The organism is Microbacterium telephonicum, from assembly GCF_003651225.1.
Lineage (GTDB): Bacteria > Actinomycetota > Actinomycetes > Actinomycetales > Microbacteriaceae > Microbacterium > Microbacterium telephonicum.
In genome coordinates, this window is sequence record NZ_RCDB01000001.1 from 712,522 (window position 1) to 736,854 (window position 24,333).

Below are 24,333 nucleotides of genomic sequence, written 5' to 3' on the forward strand. Positions count from 1 at the left end.
CGGGCACGGCAGGATGTGAGGTACCGGCACCCGCGAGGAGGACCATGACGACGCCGTCGCCCGACGCCCTCGACGCGTCCGACCCGCCGACGAGTGGCGATCGTGACGCCGTCGACCCGCCGACTCCCGACGACGCGTCCGATCCGCTCGACGATTTCGCCGACCTCCTCCGTGACGGCGGCGACGCGAACGTGCACCGCACTCCGCCTGTTCGCGACCCCGCTCGCCGTCGTCGAGCCTGGCGCGCGCTGATCGCGGTCTGCGTCGTCATCGTCGTGATCGCCGGTCTCGTCGGCGGATACGTCGCGTGGGCGCTGAACGCGCCGCTGCCGGCCCCGGTCGGCACCACACGGGAACTCCCGCCCCCGACGGCCGGTGCCACCGCCCTCGCCCTGCCCACCGACGGCGCCTACGCGATCAGCGTCGCCGGCGGCGCCGACTACCTCGGCGAGGCCGCATCCGGCATCTGGCAGGCCGGCGCGCAGGACGAGGTGCGGTCGATCGCCAGCATCACGAAGCTCATCACCGCGCTCGTCGTGCTCGACCGGCATCCGCTCGCCGACGCCTCCGACCCCGGCCCCACGCTCACCTTCGACGCGGCCGACCACAAGCTCTACGACAAGTACTACGTCATGGACGCGACGATCGCCGAGATGCCGACGGGCACGACCATGTCGCTGCACGACGCGCTGGCGACGATGCTCATCCCGTCGGCCAGCAACTACGCCGAGGCCGTCGCGGAGTGGGCGTTCGGCTCCACGGGAGGCTTCGCCTCGGCGGCGCGGCGCTGGCTCGCGGCGAACGGCCTCACGCAGACGACGATCGTGGAGCCGACCGGCATCGACCCGCGCAACACCAGCACCGCCCTCGACATGATCGCCCTCGGCCGGCTGGCCGCTGCGAACCCCGCGATCGTCGCCATCACGGGCACCGGGCAAGCGACGTTCGACGGGCCGGGCACCATCGTCAACACGAACCGGATGCTGCGCACGCACGGCATCACCGGTCTGAAGACCGGCACGCTCGACGAGGCCGGGTCGAACCTGCTCTACACGGCGACCCTCGACGTCGGCATCGGCGAGCCCCTCTCGGTGGTGGGCGTGCTGCTGGGTGCGACGAGTTCGGCATCGGTCGACGCCGGCGTCGGCGGTCTGCTCGACAGCATCGTCCGAGGCTTCCGCGACGTGGAGGTGGCCCGCGCGGGCACCGTGCTCGGCCACTACGCGACCGTGTGGGGCGATGAGGTCGAACTCGTCGTCGGCGAGACGGCGACGCTGCACGTCTGGTCGGACACCCCGATCGCCGCGACGACCGACATCCGCGAGCCCACGAGGTGGACCGACGGCGAGCAGATCGGGACGGTCACCCTCACCGCCGGACCGCAGAGCGTGACGGTGCCCGTCGTCGTGCGCGGCTCGATCACCGAACCCGACTCGCGGTGGCGATTGGAGCACCCGGCAGAACTCGTCGGCTGACGCCTCCTCAGCCGCCGCTCGGTCCGCGGCCGTTTCCGCCGCCCGAGCTGCCGTTCCCGCTGCCGTTCCCGCCTCCGTTGCCGGCGTTCCCGTTCCCGTTCCCGCTCCCGGAATTGCCGTTTCCGTTGCCCTCGTCCGAGTCGGAACCGCCATCAGTGGGCGTACTCGCCCCCGAGGGCTCCACGTCCTGCGCGTCTCCCGGCGCGACGGTCGGGGCAGAAGGAGACGGTTCGTCCACGGTCAGAGGGGCCGACGGGCGCGGCGTCGGCGTCGGCGTCGGCGTCACGATGGTGGTGACCATCGCGGCTCCCGTGCCGACCGCGGCGAGCGCGGCGACGAGAGCGACGATCATCGGCAGGTGTCTGCGTGGCGACCGGTGTCGCCTCGATCTCGCCGCGGCCGCCGGTCGCGGATCGAGCGGCTCGGCGATGGTCGTCGCGGTGTGCGGGAGAGTTCCCGCGGCGATGATCCGTGTGGGCCCGGTGTCTCCGACACGGGTGGGAGCGGATGCGGCGTGCGCGGGCGCCACCGCTGCGGCTGCAGCCGACGGTAGGGGACCGAGCGTGCCGACGATCTCGAGGCTGGTCGGTCGATCGGAAGGATCGCGGGCGAGCATCGCCCGCAGAAGGGCGCGCCACTGCGGGTCGAGCGCGTCGGGAAGATCCGGATCGGCCTGCAGTCGGGCGAAGAGCTGTTCGTTGCCGCGCGAGTGCGGGAACGCCCGTGTTCCGGTCGTCGCCTCACGCAGTACGAGTCCCAGACTGTAGATGTCGGCGGTCGCCGCCGGCGCGGCGCCGCGCACCTGTTCGGGTGCGACGTAGGCGGCGGTGCCGATCGTGGTCCCGGGGCGTGTGATGCGATCGGAGCCGAGCAGATGTGCGATGCCGAAATCCGCCAGTTTGGCGAGTGCCGGGCCCCCCGGAACGGGCGAGGGCGACAGCAGGATGTTGGAGGGTTTGATGTCGCGGTGAACGATCCCTGCCGCGTGGACCACGTGCAGCGCCTCGGCCAGATCAGCGGCGATCGGGAGCAGGGCCGAGAGGGGCATGGCCCCCTGATCGATCCGGTCGGCGAGGGTGCGACCGGGAAGCAGCTCCATCACCAGGTATCGAGGGCCGTCGCCCTCCAGTTGGGCGTCGTGAAGGGTCACCAGGGAGCGATGGCTCAGGGAGGCCAGCAGTCGCGTCTCGGTGCGCACACGCTCGCTGTCCAGGTCATCCGATCCGCCGGTGCCGACGTGGACGAGCTTCAGGGCGACGGCTCGCCCGAGCGAGAGGTCTTCGGCGCGGTAGACCGTGCCCATTCCGCCCGCGCCGAGCACGGCGACCAGACGGTAACGCTCGTCGAGGACGACCCCGAGGTCCGGAACGGTGCCCATACGTGCCGAACCTACCGTGCGGCGCGAGCGCGCTCGAGGGGGTTGACGTCGCGCCGTGCGTTTGCGAGCCGCTGGCTCAGTTGGTGCGCGTGGGCGAGCAGGGTGCGACCGAGCTCCGGCATCCGCGCGGGGGAGAACCGGAACTGCACCCCCGTGAGACTCAGCGCCCACTGCGGCTCGCCGGCCCCGCTGAACACCGCCGCGCCGAGACCGTAGCTGCCCTCGACGATGAGCCCGGCGTTGAGCGCGAAACCGCGCGAGGTCGTTTCTTCGATGCGGTCGCGAATGCGGGACTCGGCGTGCGCCACGCCCCAGCGCTCCGGCAACTCGGGGTGCCGCGCGAAGTAGGCATCCACATCGTGGGGCGGCAGGAACGACAAGATCGCGAGCCCCGCCGAGGCCACCCCGAGCGGGAAGCGCACCCCCTCCGACAGCACGAACGATCGGATCGGGAAGCTGCCGTCCTCGCGCAGCACGCACACCGTCTCGTCGCCGCGCCGCACCGAGAGAAACGCGCTCTCCTCGGTGCGCACGGCAAGGGAGCGCACGATGTCGCGGGCGATTTCGACGACGTCGTAACGCGGTGCGGCGGCCATTCCCATGAGATACAGCTCCGGGCCGGCGACCCAGGCCCGGGTCGCCGCATCCTGGTCGACGAGTCCTTCGTCGCGCAGCGCGCTCAGCAGACGGTACGTCGTCGGGCGGGTGAGTCCGCTGCGGCGGGCGAGGTCGGAAGTGCGCGTCGCTGCGCCGTCGGTGGCCGCATCGCGCAGGCTCACGAGCTTCAGCAAGGCCGCCGCGCGCGCCACGGCCTGCGTCCCCGTAGCGGTCGATCCGGATGCGTTGTCCACGATGTGGACGCTACGCCGATCAGCATCCACATGGCAACGCCGATGCTCTCCTCGCGCGTCCGACCGTCGCAGACTCGATGACGTACCCGAACGCGAAGGAGCGAGCGTGATCGACAAGACCTGGCCGTCGGCGACGGAGGCCGTCGCCGACATCCCCGACGGAGCGAGCATCGCGGTGGGCGGATTCGGCCTGAGCGGCAACCCCATCGCCCTCATCGAGGCGCTGCTCGCGCAGGGCACGCACGACCTGTCGGTGGTCTCCAACAACTGCGGCGTCGACGACTGGGGACTCGGCGTACTGCTGGCCGCGCGCCGCATCCGCAAGATGACGTCGTCGTACGTGGGGGAGAACAAGGAGTTCGAACGGCAGTTCCTGTCCGGCGAGCTCGAACTGGAACTCACCCCGCAGGGCACCCTCGCCGAGAAGCTGCGCGCGGGCGGAGCCGGCATCGCCGCGTTCTTCACGCAGACCGGCGTCGGCACGCAGGTCGCCGAGGGCGGGCTGCCGCGCCGGTACGACGGGGCCGGCGGCGTGGCCGTCGCGTCGCCGGTGAAGGAGGTGCGTGCGTTCGGCGACCGCCACTACGTGCTCGAAGAGGCCATCACGACCGACTTCGCCCTCGTGCACGCGCTCCGCGGCGACACCCACGGCAACCTCGTCTTCCACAAGGCCGCGCGCAACTTCAACCCGCTGGCCGCGATGGCCGGGCGGGTGTGCATCGCGCAGGTCGAACAGCTCGTCGCTCCCGGTGAGCTCGACCCCGACACCGTGCACCTGCCGGGGGTGTACGTGCACCGGATCGTCGAGGTCGGCACCGGCATCGAGAAGCGCATCGAGCGACGCACCGTCGCCGAGCCCCGGACGGAGGCATGACCGTGGCCCTCACCCGCACCGAGATGGCGGCCCGCGCCGCCGCCGAACTCGCCGACGGCTCGTACGTCAACCTGGGCATCGGCCTGCCGACCCTCGTGCCCAACCACGTGCCGCCGGGGGTCACCGTCGTGCTGCAGTCGGAGAACGGCATCCTCGGGGTCGGCCCATACCCGATCGACGACGCCGTCGACCCCGACCTCATCAACGCCGGCAAGGAGACGGTGACCGTGCTCCCCGGCGCCGCCTTCTTCGATTCCGCGACGAGCTTCGGCATGATCCGCGGCGGCAAGATCGACGCCGCGATCCTCGGCGCGATGCAGGTCTCGGAATCCGGAGACCTCGCCAACTGGATGATCCCCGGCAAGATGGTGAAGGGTCCGGGCGGCGCGATGGACCTCGTCCACGGCGCCGCGCGGGTCATCGTGCTCATGGAGCACACCGCGCGGGACGGCTCTGCGAAGATCGTGCGGGAGTGCTCGCTGCCGCTGACCGGCCGCGGCGTCGTCGATCGCATCATCACCGACCTCGCCGTCATCGACGTCACGGATGCCGGACTCGTGCTCGTCGAGACGGCGCCGGGTGTGTCGGTCGAGGACGTGCGTGCCGCCACCGAGCCCGAGCTGCACGTGTCGCCCGAGCTCGTGGTGACCGCATCCGAGACCGCCACCGCCCCCTGACCGATCCCGAGACCGCCCCGTGACCGAGGAGTACTGAAATGACCGACGACATCGTCATCGTCGCCGCCGCCCGCACCCCGCAGGGACGACTCAAGGGGCAGCTCGCCTCGTTCTCCGCCGCGCAGCTCGGCGGATTCGCGATCGCCGGCGCGCTCGCTCAGGGCGGCGTGCCCGCGGACGCCGTCGACGCGGTGATCCTGGGGCAGGTGCTGCCCGCCGGCGCCGGCCAGAACCCGGCGCGGCAGGCGGCGCTGTCGGCGGGCCTCGGCTGGGACGTGCCGGCATCCTCGGTCAACAAGGTCTGCCTCTCGGGCCTCGCGGCCATCATCGACGCGAAGCGCATGATCGCCTCGGGCGACGCGACCGTCGTCGTCGCCGGCGGCATGGAGTCGATGACGCGCGCCCCGCACCTGCTGCCCGGCACGCGGGACGGCTGGGCGTACGGCAGCGTCGAGGTGCTCGACCACATGGCGTACGACGGCCTCACCGACGCGTACGACCGCGAGTCGATGGGCGCCTCGACCGAACGGCTGAACCCGTCGTACCGCGTCGGGCGCGACGAGCAGGACCGTGTCGCGGCGCTCTCGCACCAGCGCGCCGCCGCCGCACGCGACGCCGGTGTCTTCGACGCCGAGATCGTGCCGGTCGAGGTGCCGCAGCGGCGCGGCGAGCCGATGCGCGTCACCACCGACGAGGGGATCCGGCCGGAGACCACCGAACAGACGCTCGCGGGGCTCCGCGCCGCCTTCGCGGAGGGCGGCACGATCACGGCCGGCAACGCGTCGCAGATCTCCGACGGGGCGGCCGCGGTCGTCGTCACCACACGCGCGCACGCCGACGCGTCCGGCTGGCCCGTGCTCGCCGTGATCGGTGCGGCCGGTCAGGTCGCCGGACCCGACAATTCGCTGCACGCCCAGCCGGCCCGCGCGATCGGCCAGGCCCTGAAGCGGCAGGGGATCGCCGCCGCCGACCTCGACCTCGTCGAGATCAACGAGGCGTTCGGCGCGGTCGTCGCGGTGTCGCAGCGCGAGCTCGGCGTCTCGGAGGACATCGTCAACGTGCACGGCGGGGGCATCGCCCTCGGCCACCCGATCGGCGCGTCCGGCTGCCGCATCGTCGTGCACGCCGTGCACGAGCTCGTCCGCCGCGGCTCCGGCACCGCCGCCGTCGGCCTCTGTGGCGGCGGCGGACAGGGCGAAGCCCTCATCCTCACTCGCTGACCACCCGCATCCTTCGCTCACCAGCCAGGTGTGGCGGGTGCGCGCACCGGAAGGTGTGCCGAAGCGACTGGTGAGCGCGCGGGTGCCGCATCCACTCGGCGCTCGCCCGTCAGGTTCGGCGGGTGCGCAGGCCGCCAGGTGTGCCGAAGTGACTGGTGAGCGTGCGGCGCGGGGTTTTCGACGGTCCGGTGTCGGCGAAGGGATACCCCCTCGGGGTATCCTGGCCGCCTTGCCATGAACGCCGTCGTCCGTCCACGCCGCCCGCTCCGCCGGGTCGCGACGGGGTGCGCGCTCGTGCTGGCGCTCGTCGCCGCGGTGCTGCTCATGCACGCGCCCCTTGCTGCGCCGGCGGATGCGGGACCCGCCGTGGCGCACCACCTCGGTGACGGCGCCCATTCCACGCACGGCCCTGCCGAGGCGACGATCGCGTCCTGCGCGATGTGCGGCGACCCCGGTGATCGCCACGCGCTCGGTGTGGACTGCCTCCTGATGCTCGTCTTCGGAGCGTTCGCACTCGTGCTGGCCCGCGCAGCCGGGCACGCCGGCCGTCGCGGCGGGATCTTCCGATCGTTCATCCGCCTCGCGGTGCCGTCTCCCGCGGTCCGACCGCCGCCGTCGCTGTGGGAGCTCTCGATCAGTCGGACGTGAGGCGGTCACCCGCTGCGCGGGTCCACCGCCATGCCCGGCCATCGGGCGACACCTCCGAACGAAAGCGAACCATGTCCCTTTCCCTGCCATCCACGCGTCGGCTGCGCCTCATCGCACTCGCCGGCGTCGTCCTGCTCGCCCTCTCCGGTTGCGCCGTCGCCGAGCCGACGCCGAGCACCGATCCGAGCCCGAGCGTCTCGGCCGCACTTGCCGAGCACGGCCTCGCGGGCCTCAGTGCACGCGAGATCGTCGACCGTCTCGATGCCCAGCCCGTCGCCGAGCGCCCGGCGGATCTGCGCGCCTCCGTGCGCCCCGACGAGCTGATCATCACCGACGCGGCCGGCGCCGAGACGAGCCTGCCGATGCCAGATGACGCGTTCTACCTGTCGATCGCGCCCTATCTCGACACGACGCACGACTGCCACTTCCACAGTCTGACCACGTGCCGCGGCGAACTCGCGGATGTCGAGCTCACCGTGACGGTGACCGATGCCGACGGGGACATCCTCGTCGACGGCCCCGCCCGGACTTTCGACAACGGGTTCGTCGGATTCTGGCTACCGCGCGGCCTCGAGGGCACGGTCACGGTGGCGTACGAGGGTCGGACGGCATCAGCGCCGGTGTCGACCCGCGCCCCCGACGACGCCACCTGCCTGACGACGCTCCATCTCACCTGAGGTGCCGCCGGGGACGGATGCCGCCGCGCCGCCGTCCCCGGCTGTCCCGCAGCATCCGCGTTGCGCTCACCGGTCAGTTTCGGTGGGTTCTCCGGCGTCCAGGGGTGCCGAAGCGAGTGGTGAGCGTGCGGGAGGCGAGCGCCGGGCTCAGCGGGGCTTCACGCGCAGCCAGGCGAAGCCGAGCGGCGGCAGGGTGAGGCCCTCGCTCAGATCGAGCGCCACCTCGTCGACGATCTCGACGGCCTCCGGCGCGAAGCCGCTGAAGACGACCGGGTCGATCGGCACGGCCTCGTCGCCCACGTTGGCGAGCACCAGCACGACACCGCCGTCCTGACCCGGTCGCTGGAAGCCCACGACGGACGGATGCGGGGTGCCGAATCCGATGAGCGCGTTGCCGCCGAATTCCGGCGTCGCCTGCCGCACCGCGATGAGGCGGGTCAGCCAGCCGAACACGCGGCCTGCGGCCGTCGACGTGTCGTCGCGCTGCGCGTACCGGTCGCGCGGCCGGTTGGCGCGATGCACCCAGCGGGCGTCGCCGCGCCGCACGGGATCGTCGGTGTAGGAGTAGTCGTTGAGCTGCGCGACCTCGTCGCCGAGGTACAGCAGCGGCACCCCTCCGGTCGAGAACGCGAGCGCGTGGGCGAGCACGACCCGGTCGACGCCACGCGGGTCGTCGGTCTCGATGCCCGCGAGAGACGCGGTCGTGCCGGCGACCCGCGCGTCGCCGGTGTCGGGGTTCTGCTGGAACGGCACGCCCCGCGCGAACGAGCCATCGAAGCCGCCGGTGTAGAAGGCGTTCAGGAAGCGCCGGTGCCCGAACGCGTCGATGCCGAGCTCGGCGGCGTCCTCATCTGCGAACGTCCAGCCGATGTCGTCGTGACTGCGCACGTAGTTCAGCCACGCCGTCCCCGACGGCAGCGCGTGACGGCGCTCGAGCGCCTGCTGCAGCATCCGCCCGTCCCGGGTCGCGAGCGCCTCCCACGTCAACGCCATCTGCAGCGGGTTGTACGACATCTCGCACTCGTCGGGGGAGAGGTAGGCGACGACCTCGTCGGGGTGCACGATCGCCTCGGACACGAACACGGTGCCGGGCGCCGCGAGGGCCAGCACCTCGTGGAACGCCTGCAGCAGCAGGTGGGCTTCGGGGAGGGACTCGCACGCCGTGCCGAGGCGCTTCCAGATGAACGCGACGGCATCCATCCGCAGCAGCTCCACGCCCTGGTCGACGAGGAACAGCATCTCGCCCGCCATCGCGTCGAACACCCACGGGTTCGCGTAGTTCAGGTCCCATTGGTAGTGGTGGAACGTCGACCACACCCAGCGTCCGTCCGGCAGCGGCACGAACGAGCCGCGGTGGTCGTCGGGGAAGATCTCGCGCGTGGTCTGCTCGAACCGGTCGGGCATCTCGCGGTCGGGGAAGATCAGGTAGAAGTCGCGCTGCGCCTCGTCGCCGGTCACCGCGCTCCGGGCCCACTCGTGGTCGTCGGCGGTGTGGTTGAAGACGAAGTCGAGCATGAGCGAGATGCCCGCGAGCCGCAGTTCCGCCGCGAGGTCGGTGAGCTGCGCCATCGTGCCGAGTCTCGGGTTCACGCGCCGGTAGCTCGACACGGCGTAACCGCCGTCGTCGCCGCCCTCCGGCACGTCGAACAGGGGCATGAGGTGCAGCACCGTGAGCCCGAGCTCGCGGAAGTAGGGGATCTGGTCCCGGATGCCGGCGAGGTTGCCGCCGTAGCGGTCGACGTAGCAGACGCCGGCGAGCATCCGCTCGGACTGGAACCAGTCCGGGTCCTCCGCGCGGCGGTTGCCGCCCACCTTGAGATCGAGCGGCCGCGCATTCCACGACGCAGAGGCCCGCGCGATCACCTGGGCGAGCGCGTCACCGCCGTCGGGCCGGACGCCGTACAGGCGGGAGAACAGCGTATGCAGGCGGGGGAAGACGGCGTCGAAGCGCGTCAGGAAGTCGTCGTCGACGCGGCCCGCGCTCTCTGCCGCGGTGAGGGCGGCCGCCCGGTCGGCGTCGATCGTGCTCAGCGAGGTCATGTGTGGTCCTTCCCTCGCATTCCAGCGTAGGCGGTGGCGGTCTCGCGGTGCCATGCTGTGTGGGGAGAGGCCGGTCTCGGCCCGGACGGAGGAAACGCGGATGTCGTTCCAGGCATATCTCAGCGACGCGTCGGACACGCTCTGGCTCGACGGCAAAGCGACGAAGCCGCAGTCATGACCGCGGCGGTCGAGGTGCGCCGGCTGCGGGTGCGCCGCGGCTCGACCACGGTCTTCGACGGCATCGACGTCGAGATCGCCGCCGGGGCGATCACGGGGCTGCTCGGCCCCTCCGGATGCGGAAAGACCACCCTGATCAGGTCGATCGTCGGCGTGCAGAAGATCGGCGGCGGCACGGTGACAGTGCTGGGCCGGCCCGCCAGCAGCCCGGCGCTGCGTCACCGCGTCGCCTACGACACCCAGGGCGCGTCGGTGTACGGCGATCTCACGGTGCGCCAGAACCTGCGGTACTTCGCCCGGCTCATCGGCGCGGATGCCGCCGACATCGACCGCGTCATCGCGCAGGTCGGTCTCGCGGCGCAGACGCACCAGACCGTCGCCTCGCTCAGCGGCGGTCAGGAGAACCGCGTCTCGCTCGCCGTCGCGATGCTCGGCCGCCCCGAGCTGATCGTGCTCGACGAACCGACCGTCGGGCTCGACCCGTTGCTGCGGGCGGAGCTGTGGGACGTCTTCCGCGGTCTCGCCGACGCGGGGGCGACGCTGCTGGTGTCGAGCCACGTCATGGACGAGGCGCTGCGCTGCGACAGCCTCCTGCTGCTGCGCGACGGACGTCTCATCGCCGACACGACCCCCGCCAAGCTGCTCGCCGACACCGGCGCGCCCGACCCGGATGCCGCCTTCCTCGCACTTGTGCGGCGCGATGCGCACTCCCACGGCGAGGACGCGGCATGAGCGGCATCCGCACGCTCGCCACCGCCGGGCGGGTGCTGCGCCAACTCAGCCACGACCCGCGGTCGATCGCTCTCATGCTCGTCGCGCCGAGCCTGCTCGTCGGACTCTTCGCGTGGCTGTTCAGCGACCAGGACGGCGTCTTCGACCAGTTCGGCGGTGCGATCCTCGCGCTGTTCCCGTTCGTCGTGATGTTCCTCATCACCTCGATCACGACGCTGCGCGAGCGCCGCGGCGGCACGCTCGAGCGCCTCATGACCACCCCGCTCGGCAAGCCCGACTTCATCATCGGCTACGGCCTGGCCTTCGGCCTCATGGCGACCCTGCAGGCGATCGTCACCGTCACCTTCGCGGTGCTCGTGTGCGGACTCGACGTCGACGGCCCGGTCTGGCAACTCGGTCTCGTCGCGGTCGTGGATGCCGTGCTCGGCACCGCGCTGGGTCTGCTCGCGAGCGCGTTCGCGCGCACCGAGTTCCAGGCGGTGCAGTTCATGCCGGTGCTCGTGTTCCCGCAGATCATCCTCGGCGGCTTGTTCATGCCGCGCGACCAGATGCCGGATGTGCTGCACGCGATCAGCGACTGGCTGCCGCTGAGCTACGCGATCGACGCGGTGAACGCGGTCGCCGCCGGCGACGACGGCTGGGACCTGTGGCGTCCCGTGCTGATCGTGGGCGCGTTCGCCGTCGGTTCCCTCGTGCTCGCCTCGCTGACGCTGCGGCGACGCACGCCCTGAATCCCGCGGGTGCGATCAGCGCCTCCGCCGCGATCAGCGGCGTCGGCCGCGCAGCTTCCCGGTGAGTTCGCGCAGCTGCGCGAGCTCGTCGTCGGTGAGCACCGACATGCGCTGGGCGATCGACTGCCCGTGCGCGAGGGCGACCACGCGGAACGCGGCGGCCCCGGCATCCGTCGCCGTCACGATCGCACCGCGGCCGTCGCGGGGGTCGGGGCACTTCGTGATGAGTCCTCGGGCGACCATGCGGTCGACCAGCCGGGACACGCTCGGCTGGCTGATGAGCATGTTCGAGGTGACGTCGCGCAGCCGCGCCGACTTGCCCTCGCCGCGCGTGACGGTGAGCAGGACGTCGTACTCCGCCTGCGACAGGCCCTCGTCGTCGAAATCGCCGCTGATCTGCCCGAGCACCTCGTGCTGCGCGCGGAAGAGGCTCTCCCAGGCGGCGATGGCGAGGCGTCGGTCGGTCATGGCGCCAGTGTAGTCGCGCGCATGGGAACGCCCGGGGCGCACGGGCCGTGCGCGGGCCGGTCGGGACGCGGCCCGACGGCCGGACCCTAGGCTGGCGGCATGGTCCGACCTGCACGTGTGCTCGCCGCCCTGCTCCTCGCCTTCGCCGCATCCGTGCTGCTCGCGTCTCCCGCCGCAGCCGACGTCGACGACTTCACGTTCGATCGGATGGAGGCCGACTACACCCTCGAGCGCGCCGCCGACGGATCGAGCCGGATGACGGTCGTCGAGACGCTCGTGGCACGGTTTCCCGACACCGACCAGAACCGCGGCATCCGGCGTCTGATCCCCGTGGAGTACAACGGGCAGCCCATGAACCCCGAGATCGTCTCCGTGACCGACGAGACCGGCGCGCCCCGCCCGTTCGAGACGGAAGAGGACGGCGACGCGCTCGGCGTCGTCTCGGCGGGCGACGGGTACGTGCACGGCGTGCAGACCTACGTCATCACCTACACGGCCGAGAACGTCACGTGGGACTTCCCCGACACGGGCCTCGAATTCAACTGGGACGTCAACGGCGTGCAGTGGGCGCAGCCGTTCGGAGAGGTCACGGCGCGGCTGCATCTGACGGCCGACCTGGCCGAACAGCTCACCGGCGACATGGCGTGCTATCGCGGTCCGCAGGGCGCGACCGAGCCCTGCGACGGCATCGTGTCGGATGCGGCGGGCGACGGCGTCGTCATCGAGGCGCGCGCGGCCGGTCTCGCGCCGTCGCAGACGCTCACCCTCGCGGTGGGGTTCGAGGACGGCGCGTTCACTGTGTTCGACACCTCCTACGCCGCGTCGCCGTGGTCGTGGGCGCAGGTCGTCGCCGCACTCGGCTCACTCGTCGCGCTGATCGGCGCGATCGTGCTGCGCCGCGGCGCGCTCGCCGACGCCCCCGGCCGGGCCACGATCGTGGCCGAATACACCGCGCCGCGCGACGTCGACGCGCTGGAAGCGGCGGTGCTGCTGGGCCGTCCGACGAAGGCGATCCCCGCCGAGGTGCTCGAGCAGGCGGTCGTCGGGTCGATCCGCATCCTCGAGGGGGAGAAGAAGCGCTGGGGCGGCACCCCGCTGGTCGCCGAGCTCGTCGACCCGCAACGCGCCGACCGCGACGGGCGGATGCTGCTGGACGGGCTGTTCCCGACGGGAGCCCCGGGCGACCGGTACGAGTTCGGCACGCAGGACACCCGGTTCTCGCAGGCGGCCGGCGGCATCCTGAGCGCGGCCGGCAAGGACCTGCTCGAGCGCGGGCTGCGGCGCCGGGTGTCGACGTGGACGCGGGTGTGGCCGCTGCTGCTGGCGGCCCTCTCGCTCGTGGGCACGTTCGTGTTCGGCCTCGTCGCGGGCGAGACCGGGGTCGACTCCTGGCTGATCTTCGCGCTGATCGGTGTCGGCGTGGCGGGGGTGGCGGTCGTAGTGGCGGTCGTCTTCCGGTCGCCGCTGACGGCCGCGGGCGCCGAGGCGCGCGACCACCTGCGCGGCCTGGAGGAGTTCATCCGCTGGGCTGAGGCAGACCGCATCCGGATGCTGCAGTCGCCGGGCGGCGCCGAGCGCGTCGCCGTCGATACCGACGACCCGCGGCAGATGCTGCACCTCTACGAGACGCTCCTGCCGTACGCGGTGGTCTTCGGGCAGGAGAAGCAGTGGTCGAAGCAGCTGGTCGTGCTGTACGCCGCGACCGGCGTGACGGCGCCTCACTGGTACGTCGGTACCGGTGCCTTCGACGCGTCGTCGTTCGCCGGGGGCATCGGCTCGCTGTCGGCTGCGGCGACGGCGTCGTCGTCGACGTCGGGCGGGTCGAGCGGCGGCGGGAGCGCGGGAGGCGGCGGTGGCGGCGGAGGAGGCGGAGGCGTCTGAAACCCCAGGCCAACGGGCGAAAAGTAAGGGCCGGTCGGAGAGGCTTCCGACCGGCCCTTGTCCCTTTGCACCAAGAGTGTCCTGCAATCACATGCCGGTAGCTGCCACAGCAAAACAACTACCGTGCGAGCACTCTATAACGGAAAGATAACGGGAGACAAGCCTTTTCCGTTATCTTTTCGTGACTCTCTGCGGGTCCATAGAAACGGCCGCCCGAAGGCGTCTCAGCGGCGCATCGTGATGTTCGCGGTCGCGGTCGTCGATGGGCGTCCCACGGATCCAGGAACCGCGCAGTCGCCAGTCGCTTCGGCACACCTGGCGGCCCGTCAAGTCACCACAGGTGACTGGTGCGCGGCAGTCGGACGGGACGAACACGCTCACCAGTCGCTTCGTCACCCCTGACGGCGCGCGAACCCGCCGAAGCCGACTGGCGAGGGACATATCCCCGCCTCGTGGCGGAGTCGGGACTGTCGATCGCGGAACTCCCCGTCCGATTCCTCGACCCGGGACCGCCGAGAGTGGGACACTGAAGCCCCGGGCGGACCGTCGCCCACCTGATCGGAGGCTCCCATGGCCGGCAATCGTCCCTTCGGCGTCACGCTCGTCGCGATCATCGCGTGGTTGAACGGGCTCTGGCAGATCCTCGTCGGGATCTTCTCGATCCTCCCCGGCGGCACCTCGATCTGGGCGGGCCCCTTCATCATCGTGTTCGGCATCCTGACGATCATCGTGAGCTTCGGCCTGTTCGGCGGGCGCAACTGGGCGCGCATCCTGACCGCGATCCTGTTCGCCCTGAACCTGCTCGGCGCGCTGACCCTGCTGTTCGGCGGCCAGTTCTGGCAGGGCATCGGCGGCGCGATCCTGCCGCTCATCGGCCTCATCCTGCTGTTCTCGCAGAAGGCGAACGCCTTCTTCCGCAGCTGACGCGATCGGCGGGCGGGGCCGGAACCCCGAGCCCGTCAAGGGGCTGGATCCTCGCGGGCATCGGCGTAGCGTCGGTGCCATGAGCACACCGCACGACCCGCGCCGGGATGACAACGCCGACGACGCTCCGCTCGGCGGCGACGAGACGACCGAAGAGCAGCTCGACGCCGACAACGCGGCCGAGGAGCAGATGCTGAAGACCCTCGACCCCGACAACCCCGCGGCCTGAGCGGGGTCGCCCGCGCACCGCGACCGTACGATCGAAGGGTGACCGTCCTCGCCGCCGTTCTGCTGCTGGCCAACGCCCTGTTCAACGCCGTCGTCTGGCCGCGGTTCTACCCGCGCATCGCGAACGACCCGCGCGCCCGCGCCGCCGACGGCACGCGCACCGCGTTCTACCGCGTGCACGTCGTGCTCATCACGATCGCGCTCGTGCTCGCCGCGGCCTCCGCTGTCGGCGGCGTGCTGGTGCTGGTGGGCTCGTGACGCACGCGCGGGAGATCCGCGTATCGGCGGCGGTCATCCTCGACGCCGACGACCGGCTGCTGCTGGTGCGCAAGCGCGGAACGACCGCGTTCATGCAGCCGGGCGGCAAGCCGGAGCCCGGCGAAGACGCCGCGCAGACCCTCGCGCGAGAGCTCGATGAGGAGATCGGCATCCGCCTCGATCCGGCGCACCTGCGTCCGCTCGGCGAGTACCGGGCGCATGCGGCGAACGAGCCCGGGTTCGTCGTCGTCGCCGATGTGTTCGTCGCGGACATCGGGGACGCCGAGCCCGTCATCGCCGCCGAGATCGAGGAGCTGCGGTGGGCGCGGCGGTCGGATGCCGACGACATCGAGATCGCACCGCTCGCACGCGAGTACTTCCTGCGCTGAGTGCGGCGTTTCGACTCGCTGCACTCGCTCAACGACCGGGGGTGGGGTGCGGGCGCTTCCGGTCGTTGAGTGAGGAGCGCAGCGACGAGTCGAAACGCCCCGGGCCGCTCGCGCGTCTCGACTCGCGCCGCTCGCTCAACGACCGGAAGGGGGTGGGGTGCTCGGTCAGGGGAGCCGCGGGCGCGGCGGTGGTGGCGGCGGCACCTGCTTGGCCGCGATGACCGCGCCGCGGGGGACGCGCTCCCGCCCCCGCTTGCCGTCGACGACGAGCTCCGTGTCGTCGATCGACAGAAGCTCCCCGAGCGCGTCTGTCGCCTGCCCGGTCGGCAGGATGTAGCGGACGACGACCCGCATTCCAGGGACGAGGTCGGTCACCACGCGCTGCGGGCGTAGTCCTTGAGGAACACGCCGAAGAGGTCTTCGCCGGCCTCGCCGCGCACGATCGGGTCGTACACCCGCGCCGCGCCGTCGACCAAGTCGAGCGGGGCGTGGAAGCCTTCCTCGGCGAGGCGGATCTTCGTCGGATGCGGGCGCTCGTCGGTGATCCACCCGGTGTCGACACTGGTCATGAGGATGCCGTCGGTCTCGAACATCTCCCGCGCGCTCGTGCGGGTCAGCATGTTGACGGCGGCCTTGGCCATGTTGGTGTGCGGATGCCCGGGGCCCTTATAGCCTCGCCCGAACACGCCCTCCATGGCGCTGACGTTGACGATGTAGGTGCGCCGGGCGGCGCTGGCGCGCAGGGCCGGTCGCAGCATCGAGACGAGGATGAACGGCGCGGTCGTGTTGGCCAGCTGCACCTCGAGCATCTCGATCGGCTCGACCTCGTCGACGCCCTGCACCCACGAGTTGGTGTCGTGCAGGTCGGGGATCAGTCCGCCGGCGTCGATGGCGGTGCCGGCGTGCAGCCGCTCGAGCGAGCTCGATCCCGCGGCCATCGCCTGCTCGGTGAGCTCGTCGGCCCGGGATGCCGCGGCCGCCAGCACGGGGTGGGATGCGACGGACTGGGCGAGAGCCTGCGGGTGCGGGTCGTTCGTGTGGCCGAAGGTGACCAGCTGCGGCAGCGGGCCGTTCGGCAGCGGTGCGAGCTCCGCGTCGACGAGCGGCTGGTAGGCGCCGGGGGAGCGCCGCACGGTCTGCGCCGCGTTGTTGATGAGGATGTCGAGGGGGCCAGCGGCGGCGACGTCTTCGGCGAGCCCGATCACCTGCGCGGGGTCGCGCAGGTCGATGCCGACGATCTTGAGCCGGTCGATCCAGTCGGCCGCGTCGGGGAGGCTCGAGAAGCGCCGCACCGCGTCCCGCGGGAAGCGGGTCGTGATGGTGGTGTGTGCGCCGTCGCGCAGCAGCCGCAGCGCGATGTACATGCCGATCTTCGCGCGGCCGCCCGTGAGCAGCGCCCGCTTGCCGCTGAGGTCGGTGCGCGCGTCGCGCTTGGCGTGGCTCATGGCCGCGCAGTCGGGGCACAGCTGGTGGTAGAACGCGTCGACGACGGTGTAGAGCTGCTTGCAGATGTAGCAGGGGCGCGGCTTGAGCAGGGTGCCGGCCGTCGGCGCGGTCGTGTTCGAGCTGATCGGGATGCCGCGGGTCTCGTCGTCGATGCGGTCGGGCGCCCCGGTCGCCGTCGCGGCGACGACGGCGCGGTCGGCGGCGGCGATCGCCTCGCGCAGCTCGCGGCGACGCTCCTTCTTGGTCGCCTTGAACATGGCGGCCGTGGCACGGCGCACGGCGACGAAATCGGGGTGGGTCTGATCGACGAGTGACAGGTCGCGCAGCACCCGCAGAGTGATCTCGAGCTCGGCGGGATCGATGCCGCTCGGTGCGGGGGCGTCGTCGACGGCGCCGGGGGCGATGCTTCCGCCGTCCGGTGCGGCGGTCTCCTCGGTCGAGGAAGCGGCGGTGGACTGGTCGGAAGGCACACGGGATTCTACTCCGCGGTCGACGGACGGCCCCTGGATGCTCGAGCGTGCCGACGGGACGGCATCCGCGTCACTGCAGGCAGAACTCGTTGCCCTCCGGGTCGCGCAGCTGCCAGTAGTGCTCAGGCCACGGGCCCCACGACTGTTCGACGAGGCGCACGACGCTCGCTCCGAGGGCCACGAGGCGGTCCTTCTTCTCGGCCAGGAGGTCGGGCCGCGGGCGGTCGTCGCCGTCGCGCGACTGCACGGTGATGTCGAGGTGCAGGCGGTTGCGGCCGGTCTTCCCACCGTCGGCATGGTGGAAGAAGAGACGCGGACCGACGCCCGTGGGGTCTTCGGCCAGCCCGCGCTTGTCGAGGTCGTCTTCCGTCAGCCCGCTCGCCAGCAGCTGGGAGCGCAGCGGCTCCGCCCACTCCTGCGGCGGGTACCCGAAGACGGCGCTCCAGAACCGCGCGAGCGCGGGCGGATCGTCGGCGTAGAAGGTGATGTTGCCGAGCGTGTTCATGTCGGTCCTCCTCATCGAGCCGGTGCGCCCACGGTAGGCGGGGGTTCCGACACGGCGTCGGTCGGCGACCGGCGGACAGGTGATCGTTCCGGCTCGGTTCTGTAACGAAAAGGTAACGGGCGCCTCGCAGCGCGCGGTCGACGGCGATTCGACGCGCGATCGCGGGGTGGCCGGACGTGAGCCCGAGCGACACCACGCGCGCCTCACGATGGGCAGGCGGCGACCCCGGAAATCCGTGCGCCCCGCGCCGGTCGGCGCGCCGAGCGATCACAAACGATCACCTCGCGAGAGGCTACCCGATCCCCTTTGCGGCGTGGTTTCGCCATCGACGCCCGCGGAAAGCGATCAAAAAGAACCATGTTGACACCACTTCGCGCAGTCGTGATCATCCAGAAGTGGACGGGCGCTCGGGCGCCGGCCCCGGCACGCAGTCGTGCCGGTCTTCACTGAGGAAGGAACCACCGTGCATCCGAAACGGATCACCCGCCGTGCCCTCGGCATGGGGACCGCCGTCGCACTCGTCGCCTCCGGCGTGACCCTGATCGCCGCGGCGCCGGCATCGGCCGCCCTGCCCACGACGGTCCGCGCCGCCGCCTACCTCGGCGCCGACGAGCTCGCCGAGACGTCGCTGCCGGCGACCCTCGACGACGGATCCACGAGCCACGGCGTCGCGTGGGCGTTCGACGCGGCGAGCTTCGCCGTGCCGTACGAGACGGTGCAGATCCGCGGAACGGCGGCCGGGCAGACCGTGACGGCGTCGGTCGAGGTGCTGCCGCCGGCGGAGAACCCCCTCGTGTACTTCGTCGACGCCGGGCATGGCGGCGACTCCCAGACGCGCTGGTACTCGACGATCCAGACGGCGTCCGGTCCATACGATGCGGCGGCCACTCTCGCCGCCGAGACCCTGCGCAACGCGGTGCCCGACCAGCGCTACGACGCCGCCACCACCGACTGGGGCTGGACCTCCGACCCCGCCGCCACCGCATCCGCCGGCAACAACCACAAGATCAGCGTCGCCGGCGGCGACCCGGCCACCGGCGCCGACCTCGCCGCCCTCGGCAAGGACGAGCTGGGCGTGCGCACCAACGGCACGAAGATCAGCCACCGGCTGAGCCTCGACGCCGGCACCTACACACTCTCCAGCGGCTTCTGGGAGTTCTACGCGGGATCGCAGGCCCGCACCCGCGGCATCGTGCCGACCATCGGCTACACACTGGACGGCACCGCCGTCTCCACGCCGCTCGAGACCGCGACGCTGTCGACCGCGGCGGGTGCCGCACCGAGCCGTCTTGTCTCCACCGACGCGTTCACGATCCCCGCCGGCGCCACCGACGTCACCCTCGACTACGTCCGCTCCAGCGGGGAGGCGCCCGTGCTCAGCTGGTTCGCGGTCGCGTCCGGCGACGCCGAGGCGGCCATCGACGATGCGATCGCAGCGGTCCCCGACTACGTCGACGTCACCGTCGACGCCGCCGACATCGCGGCCGACAACGTCAACGGACTCACCTTCAAGGGCTTCGGCGTGCTCAGCGCCAACAGCACCAGTGCGGTGCTCATGGACTACAAGGCGCAGCATCCGCAGTCCTACGCCCAGCTGCTCGACGTGCTCTTCGGCGGCGAGCACCCGATCATGAACCACGTCAAGATCGAGATGGGCAACGACCGCAACAACTCCACCGGGTCGGATGCCGCCACCAAGCGCACCGCCGACGAGCCGGCCAACGTGCTGCGCAACCCGGGTTTCCAGCTCGCCGCCGACGCCCGCAAGCTCAACCCCGACCTCGCCGTGTCGATCCTGCGGTGGAACGCGCCGGCGTGGGCCGACACGAACGACGAGATCTACGGCTGGTACAAGGAGACGATCCTCGCCGCCTATCGCGAGTACGGCTACATGATCGGGTACGTCAACCCGGGCGTGAACGAGCACACCGCCGATCTCGCGTGGACGAAGGACTACGCGAACCGGGTGCGCACGGATGCCGAGGGCTTCGCCTCGGAGACCGAGCGGTCGCTGTACAACGCGATCGAGATCGTCATCTCCGACGAGGTCGGCACCGGAACCTTCGGCGACGAGATGGTCGCCGACGCGTCGCTGCGCGATGCGGTCTCGGTAGCCGGATTCCACTACAACACCGACGACGACGCCGCGGGAAGCTTCAAGAAGCTCGCCCAGCAATACGACGTCGAGGTGTGGAACAGCGAGGCGCAGGCCACCTTCAGCAACACCTCCTACCGGCAGAACAACACGATGACCGACCCGCAGACGGTGGGCACCGGCATCGGCGGCACCGGCGGTCCCCTCGAGATGGCGAACACGATCGTCAAGGGCTTCGTCAACTCGAACCGCACGCACTTCATCTACCAGCCGGCGATCGGCTCGTTCTACGAGGGCGGCCAGTACTCCTTCAAGGAGCTGGTCAGCGCCCGTGACCCGTGGTCGGGGTGGATGCACTTCGACGGCGGGCTCGCCGTGCTGCAGCACTTCTCGAGCTTCGCCGAGACGGGCTGGGAGTCCGAGCAGAACGACGCCGGAATCTGGCGCGCGGTGCCGTCGGCGAGCTCGGCCGGTGCGACCGGGACGAACCCCGTCAACGGCCGCAACGGCTCGGCGAACTACATGACCCTCGCCGCCCCCGACGCGTCGGCGTTCTCCACCGTCGTCGTCAACGACTCGGAGTACGCCAAGACGTACCGCATCACGCCCGAGGGCTTCGACCTGTCGGCGACCGACGCGCTCTCGGTGTGGGAGACCCGTGCCGCCGGTGACGGCGAGGCGTTCGACGCCAACTACAAGCGCCACGTCGGGGATGTGACCGCCGGCGCGGCCGGCGCATACACGGTCACCGTGCAGCCGTACTCGATCGTCACCGTGACCTCGCTCGACGTCACGGGCGACGACGGGTGGACCACGCCGCTGCCGGTCGAGGGCGAGCGCACCGTGCTCGACGCCGACCCGCAGGCCGGGGTGCTCTGGCAGGACGACTTCGACTACACCGACCGCACCGTGCCCGTCGTGGCCGAGGGCGGCGGGTACACCGGCGAGACCGAGGACTTCGTCGCCTCGCGCGGCGGCGAGACCGGCGCCATCCCGCTGTACACGTGGGACCGCAACGGCACCTTCGAGGCCTACCGCGACGGTGACGAGTGGGTGCTGCGCCAGCAGCTCGACCGCGCCGAGACCGGCGTCGGCGGCGCCTGGAACGGCGGCGACCCGATCACGGCGGTCGGCGACCGGCGTTGGACCAACTACCGCGCCACCGTCGACGTCGAACTCGGGTCTACGGCATCCGACGACTACGCGGCGATCGGCGCCCGCTCCAGCGGCGGCGGCACCTCGCACAACATCGGCGGTACCGCCTACGCCCTTCGCCTGGCCGGCACCGGCACGTGGACGTTCCTGCGGATGGGGGCCACCGTCGCCTCCGGCACACTCGCCGGCTTCGACGCCGCCGTGACGCACGAACTGTCGATCACGGCGGCGGGGGAGACCATCTCCGGCTCGATCGACGGCACCGAGGTGTTCTCGTGGACCGACCCGAACGCGTTCCTCTCGGGTTGGGTCGACCTCGCCAGCGGCTTCCACCACACGTCGTTCGACGACCTCGTCATCGAACGGGTGGACGGATACCTGCCGTACTACACCGAGTACCTCGACGGCCTCGAGATGCACGACCTCGCCGACCCGGCGGTCGTGAAGCTCGCCTACGACGGCGCGTGGAGCCACGTCAACGGCGGCGGCATGTTCGAGTACCAGCGGTCGAGCTCCCGCAACACGGCGGCCGGCGCGGGCGTCTCGTACACCTTCACCGGGTCGGGGCTCGACGTGATCGGCCAGAACGACGGATCGGCCGTCGTCGACGTCTACGTCGACGGGGTGCGCATCGCCGCCAACCAGAAGACGCAGGCGACCGGGCAGTTCCAGAAGGTGTTCAGCCTGCGGGGACTGGAATGGGGCACGCACACCGTGCGCCTCGCCGTGGTCGCCGGCACGCTCAACGTCGACGCGGTCGGAGTCGCCGAGACCGGCGCGACGGGCGTCGCCGATGCGGGCGAGGTCGCCGACGCGGCCGCCGCCGGGGCGGCGATCGAGCGCAGCGACGCCTTCACCGACGAGACGTGGGCGATGCTGCAGGCAGCCGTGGCCGCGGGGGCGCGCGCCGCCGCCGACCCGGCCGCCTTCCGGCTCGATGCCGAGGGTGCCCGCCAGCTCGTCGCACGTATCGACGGGGCGTCCCACCCGCTCGCCTCCCGCATCGTCAGCCTCGCGCAGCCCGTGCTCGCGACGTTCGTCGGCGAGGCGCCGGCGCTGCCGGAGACGCTCGCGGCGACCCTCGACGACGGCTCGACCGTCGACGTCGAGATCGCTTGGGCGGATGCCACGTACGACACGGCCTGGAAGACGGTCGTCGTCACCGGCACGCACGGTTCGGTGACGACGTCGGCCCGGGTCGAGGTGGTGCCGCGCGGGGTGATCGCCTTCGGCGACGTCAACAAGACGGCGACGTCGGCGCTCGGCTACGACTCGCCCGCGTACGGTGCGATCCGAGGCCTCGTCGGCGCGTTGCAGAACGACGTGCCCGACCAGGCGCTCACCGGTGACCGGACGTGGGGGCACTTCGCCCGCAACGCCGCCGGTGCGTCATCCGTCTCCTACAAGGGAGTCGTCGCCGGGCCGTTCGACAAGACGACGACGACCGGGCTCTACACGGCCAACCAGGTCGGTGCGCGGGTCGGCTACCAGTTCACGCTGCCGGCGGGGCGCTACACCCTGACCGCCGGTTCGCGCAGCTGGTGGCCCGAGTACGCCCGCACCGCCGACGTCGTCATCACCGCCGACGGCGAGAGCCGCACCGTCGACACGATCACCCTGGATGCGGGAACCCCCGGCCGGGTGCTGTCGTACGACGTCGAGCTCGCCGCGGAGGGGCCGGTCTCGATCGCGCTCGTCGCGAAGAACGCGCAGTCCCCGATGCTGTCGTGGGCGGCGGTCACGGCCGGCGCGTACCGGGTCGGATTCGACCTGGCCGGAGGCTCCGGCGCGCTCCCGGGCACGCAGGCGGGCCTGTTCTGGGGCGACGCCGTCGAGGTTCCGACCGGCGAGCCCACCCGGGTCGGGTACGCGTTCGAGGGCTGGAACACCGCGGCCGACGGCTCCGGCGTCGACCTCGAGGCGGGGGCGACGGTGGCAGACCTCGCGAAGGGCGACCGGTCGGCGACCGCGGTGACGCTGCACGCGCAGTGGCGCCAGGTGGTGCCGGCCTGGACGCTGACGGCCATCTACCTCTCCGGTCAGCAGGTGCTGCACGACGGGCGGCTCTACACCGCGCAGTGGTGGACGCAGGGCCAGGCGCCGGGCGCATCGCCCTACGGGCCGTGGGCCGAGGTCGGCGTCACCGTCTCGTGCACCGAGGGCGACCTGCCGAAGTGGACCGCATCCGCGATCTACACCGGCGGCGAGAAAGTCGTGCACGAGGGCCGCATCTATACGGCCCAGTGGTGGACCCGCAACCAGATCCCGACGGATCAGCCGTGGGGTCCGTGGGCGCTCGCCGGTTCCTGCCGGAGCTGATCACCGCACGGCAGCCGGGGCCGTCCTCTCCGTGAGGGCGGCCCCGGCCGTCGTGGCGGCTCAGGGGTCACAGGCTCAGATCGATCTCGGTGCCGATGCCGCGGGCGCGGTCGGCGCGGATCAGCACGTCGGCGACGGCGAGGTCCTGCGCTCCGATCCCGACCGAGTCGAACAGCGTGATCTCCTCGTCCGAGCGGCGGCCACGGCAGACACCGGCGAGCACCTCGCCGACGGTGCCGACGACGTCGTCGAACGCGAGCGCCCCGTCGGCGATCGCGAGCGGCAGGTCGCCCGACTTCGGTGTAGACGATCGTGGCGGGGTCGTCGAGTGCCGCGCCCGTGCGACGCGCCTCGAGGTCGGCGTCGCCGACGATCGCGGCGACCTGCGCGGCGGAGGAGGAGTCGTACACGGGGACGACGACGGCGCCGGCGAACCAGGCGGCGAGGTCGGCCACGGCCCACTCGTAGCGGGTCGGCGCCATGATGGCCACCGCATCCGAGGCGGACACGCCCACGGCCATGAGTCCCTTCGCGAGGGCGCGCACCTCCACCGCGAATTCCGCCGCACGCGGTGCGAGGCTCTCGTCGACCCTAGGGCGCCGCGACCGCGGTCGCGGCACCGGAGCGGACCCTTGACACCGAGGGCGCGCTCGTGCATGCCCCACTCCTGTTCGGAGCGGGGCCCGCATCGGATGGAAACGGCGAAGGGGCCGGT

At 71.6% G+C, this 24,333-nt stretch carries 22 protein-coding genes and 1 pseudogene; 14 read left to right on the forward strand and 9 right to left on the reverse strand.

Annotated features, from left to right (window positions below; translation table 11 throughout):
* Positions 1–44 precede the first annotated feature (44 nt).
* Entirely contained in the window at positions 45–1,475 is a 1,431-nt protein-coding gene (locus C7474_RS03495; protein WP_121057542.1) for a D-alanyl-D-alanine carboxypeptidase family protein, read from the forward strand.
* Positions 1,476–1,482: 7 nt separating this feature from the next.
* Here the strand turns inward: C7474_RS03495 and C7474_RS03500 are convergent, their stop codons facing one another.
* Positions 1,483–2,853 (reverse strand): serine/threonine-protein kinase, encoded by a 1,371-nt coding sequence (locus C7474_RS03500; RefSeq protein ID WP_121057543.1) that lies wholly within the window; start codon positions 2,851–2,853, stop codon positions 1,483–1,485.
* A gap of 11 nt (positions 2,854–2,864) precedes the next feature.
* A complete protein-coding gene (locus tag C7474_RS03505; protein WP_241965081.1) occupies positions 2,865–3,704 on the reverse strand; it encodes an IclR family transcriptional regulator in 840 nt (279 codons plus the stop codon).
* A 106-nt stretch (positions 3,705–3,810) separates the two neighbouring features.
* Between C7474_RS03505 and C7474_RS03510 the strand changes: the two genes are divergently transcribed.
* The 5 genes from C7474_RS03510 to C7474_RS03530 all read left to right on the forward strand — a co-directional run bounded on the left by C7474_RS03510 (position 3,811) and on the right by C7474_RS03530 (position 7,800).
* On the forward strand, positions 3,811–4,578 hold the full coding sequence (locus tag C7474_RS03510) for a CoA transferase subunit A (protein WP_121057545.1): 768 nt from the start codon (positions 3,811–3,813) through the stop codon (positions 4,576–4,578).
* A gap of 2 nt (positions 4,579–4,580) precedes the next feature.
* Positions 4,581–5,255 (forward strand): 3-oxoacid CoA-transferase subunit B, encoded by a 675-nt coding sequence (locus tag C7474_RS03515; protein ID WP_199692372.1) that lies wholly within the window; start codon positions 4,581–4,583, stop codon positions 5,253–5,255.
* A gap of 38 nt (positions 5,256–5,293) precedes the next feature.
* Complete coding sequence (locus C7474_RS03520; protein ID WP_121057546.1) at positions 5,294–6,475, forward strand: acetyl-CoA C-acetyltransferase; 1,182 nt, start codon at positions 5,294–5,296, stop codon at positions 6,473–6,475.
* Between the two features lie 234 nt (positions 6,476–6,709).
* On the forward strand, positions 6,710–7,123 hold the full coding sequence (locus tag C7474_RS03525) for a DUF6153 family protein (RefSeq protein WP_121057547.1): 414 nt from the start codon (positions 6,710–6,712) through the stop codon (positions 7,121–7,123).
* Between the two features lie 71 nt (positions 7,124–7,194).
* Positions 7,195–7,800, forward strand: coding sequence for a CueP family metal-binding protein (locus C7474_RS03530; protein ID WP_121057548.1), 606 nt, complete (start codon positions 7,195–7,197; stop codon positions 7,798–7,800).
* A 147-nt stretch (positions 7,801–7,947) separates the two neighbouring features.
* Here the strand turns inward: C7474_RS03530 and C7474_RS03535 are convergent, their stop codons facing one another.
* Positions 7,948–9,840, reverse strand: a complete 1,893-nt coding sequence (locus C7474_RS03535; protein WP_121057549.1) for an alpha-amylase family protein — start codon at positions 9,838–9,840, stop codon at positions 7,948–7,950.
* A gap of 174 nt (positions 9,841–10,014) precedes the next feature.
* On the opposite strand from C7474_RS03535, the gene C7474_RS03540 reads away from it, so the two are divergent.
* The gene (locus tag C7474_RS03540) at positions 10,015–10,749 is read left to right on the forward strand and encodes an ABC transporter ATP-binding protein (protein WP_121057550.1); all 735 of its coding nucleotides are present in this window, start codon (positions 10,015–10,017) and stop codon (positions 10,747–10,749) included.
* A complete protein-coding gene (locus tag C7474_RS03545) occupies positions 10,746–11,480 on the forward strand; it encodes an ABC transporter permease (protein ID WP_121057551.1) in 735 nt (244 codons plus the stop codon). Before C7474_RS03540 ends, C7474_RS03545 begins: the two co-directional genes overlap by 4 nt.
* Before the next feature lie 33 nt (positions 11,481–11,513).
* Here C7474_RS03545 and C7474_RS03550 read toward each other — a convergent pair whose 3' ends face one another.
* Entirely contained in the window at positions 11,514–11,948 is a 435-nt protein-coding gene (locus C7474_RS03550) for a MarR family winged helix-turn-helix transcriptional regulator (RefSeq protein ID WP_121057552.1), read from the reverse strand.
* A gap of 99 nt (positions 11,949–12,047) precedes the next feature.
* Between C7474_RS03550 and C7474_RS03555 the strand changes: the two genes are divergently transcribed.
* The 5 genes from C7474_RS03555 to C7474_RS03570 all read left to right on the forward strand — a co-directional run bounded on the left by C7474_RS03555 (position 12,048) and on the right by C7474_RS03570 (position 15,628).
* The gene (locus tag C7474_RS03555; RefSeq protein ID WP_121057553.1) at positions 12,048–13,829 is read left to right on the forward strand and encodes a DUF2207 domain-containing protein; all 1,782 of its coding nucleotides are present in this window, start codon (positions 12,048–12,050) and stop codon (positions 13,827–13,829) included.
* A 570-nt stretch (positions 13,830–14,399) separates the two neighbouring features.
* Positions 14,400–14,753, forward strand: coding sequence for a hypothetical protein (locus C7474_RS03560; protein WP_121057554.1), 354 nt, complete (start codon positions 14,400–14,402; stop codon positions 14,751–14,753).
* A gap of 79 nt (positions 14,754–14,832) precedes the next feature.
* Positions 14,833–14,982: a hypothetical protein gene (locus C7474_RS15125; RefSeq protein WP_199692352.1), complete on the forward strand. Its 150-nt coding sequence runs from the start codon at positions 14,833–14,835 to the stop codon at positions 14,980–14,982.
* A 38-nt stretch (positions 14,983–15,020) separates the two neighbouring features.
* Positions 15,021–15,239 (forward strand): SCO4848 family membrane protein, encoded by a 219-nt coding sequence (locus C7474_RS03565; RefSeq protein ID WP_121057555.1) that lies wholly within the window; start codon positions 15,021–15,023, stop codon positions 15,237–15,239.
* On the forward strand, positions 15,236–15,628 hold the full coding sequence (locus C7474_RS03570) for an NUDIX hydrolase (RefSeq protein ID WP_121057556.1): 393 nt from the start codon (positions 15,236–15,238) through the stop codon (positions 15,626–15,628). The genes C7474_RS03565 and C7474_RS03570 overlap by 4 nt, the downstream gene beginning before the upstream one ends.
* 165 nt (positions 15,629–15,793) lie before the next feature.
* Here C7474_RS03570 and C7474_RS03575 read toward each other — a convergent pair whose 3' ends face one another.
* The 3 genes from C7474_RS03575 to C7474_RS03585 form a co-directional block, all read right to left on the reverse strand.
* Positions 15,794–16,003: a putative acetyltransferase gene (locus tag C7474_RS03575; protein ID WP_241965082.1), complete on the reverse strand. Its 210-nt coding sequence runs from the start codon at positions 16,001–16,003 to the stop codon at positions 15,794–15,796.
* The gene (locus C7474_RS03580) at positions 16,000–17,478 is read right to left on the reverse strand and encodes an SDR family oxidoreductase (protein WP_121057888.1); all 1,479 of its coding nucleotides are present in this window, start codon (positions 17,476–17,478) and stop codon (positions 16,000–16,002) included. The genes C7474_RS03575 and C7474_RS03580 overlap by 4 nt, the downstream gene beginning before the upstream one ends.
* 136 nt (positions 17,479–17,614) lie before the next feature.
* On the reverse strand, positions 17,615–18,049 hold the full coding sequence (locus C7474_RS03585; RefSeq protein WP_121057558.1) for a VOC family protein: 435 nt from the start codon (positions 18,047–18,049) through the stop codon (positions 17,615–17,617).
* Between the two features lie 463 nt (positions 18,050–18,512).
* Here C7474_RS03585 and C7474_RS03590 point away from each other — a divergent pair, with 463 nt between their 5' ends.
* Positions 18,513–23,618: a carbohydrate-binding protein gene (locus C7474_RS03590; protein WP_121057559.1), complete on the forward strand. Its 5,106-nt coding sequence runs from the start codon at positions 18,513–18,515 to the stop codon at positions 23,616–23,618.
* Positions 23,619–23,685: 67 nt separating this feature from the next.
* Here the strand turns inward: C7474_RS03590 and C7474_RS15130 are convergent, their stop codons facing one another.
* Both C7474_RS15130 and C7474_RS15475 read right to left on the reverse strand, forming a co-directional pair.
* Positions 23,686–23,904 (reverse strand): hypothetical protein, encoded by a 219-nt coding sequence (locus C7474_RS15130; protein WP_241965116.1) that lies wholly within the window; start codon positions 23,902–23,904, stop codon positions 23,686–23,688.
* A 76-nt stretch (positions 23,905–23,980) separates the two neighbouring features.
* Positions 23,981–24,307, reverse strand: a pseudogene (locus C7474_RS15475) (AMP-binding protein); the annotation flags it as partial.
* Between the last annotated feature and the right edge of the window lie 26 nt (positions 24,308–24,333).

Coding starts and splice junctions, on each gene's coding strand:
- C7474_RS03495 (WP_121057542.1), top strand. CDS start 45: ATGACGACGCCGTCGCCCGACGCCCTCGACGCGTCCGACCCGCCGACG.
- C7474_RS03500 (WP_121057543.1), bottom strand. CDS start 2,853: ATGGGCACCGTTCCGGACCTCGGGGTCGTCCTCGACGAGCGTTACCGT.
- C7474_RS03520 (WP_121057546.1), top strand. CDS start 5,294: ATGACCGACGACATCGTCATCGTCGCCGCCGCCCGCACCCCGCAGGGA.
- C7474_RS03525 (WP_121057547.1), top strand. CDS start 6,710: ATGAACGCCGTCGTCCGTCCACGCCGCCCGCTCCGCCGGGTCGCGACG.
- C7474_RS03530 (WP_121057548.1), top strand. CDS start 7,195: ATGTCCCTTTCCCTGCCATCCACGCGTCGGCTGCGCCTCATCGCACTC.
- C7474_RS03535 (WP_121057549.1), bottom strand. CDS start 9,840: ATGACCTCGCTGAGCACGATCGACGCCGACCGGGCGGCCGCCCTCACC.
- C7474_RS03540 (WP_121057550.1), top strand. CDS start 10,015: ATGACCGCGGCGGTCGAGGTGCGCCGGCTGCGGGTGCGCCGCGGCTCG.
- C7474_RS03545 (WP_121057551.1), top strand. CDS start 10,746: ATGAGCGGCATCCGCACGCTCGCCACCGCCGGGCGGGTGCTGCGCCAA.
- C7474_RS03550 (WP_121057552.1), bottom strand. CDS start 11,948: ATGACCGACCGACGCCTCGCCATCGCCGCCTGGGAGAGCCTCTTCCGC.
- C7474_RS03555 (WP_121057553.1), top strand. CDS start 12,048: ATGGTCCGACCTGCACGTGTGCTCGCCGCCCTGCTCCTCGCCTTCGCC.
- C7474_RS03560 (WP_121057554.1), top strand. CDS start 14,400: ATGGCCGGCAATCGTCCCTTCGGCGTCACGCTCGTCGCGATCATCGCG.
- C7474_RS15125 (WP_199692352.1), top strand. CDS start 14,833: ATGAGCACACCGCACGACCCGCGCCGGGATGACAACGCCGACGACGCT.
- C7474_RS03585 (WP_121057558.1), bottom strand. CDS start 18,049: ATGAACACGCTCGGCAACATCACCTTCTACGCCGACGATCCGCCCGCG.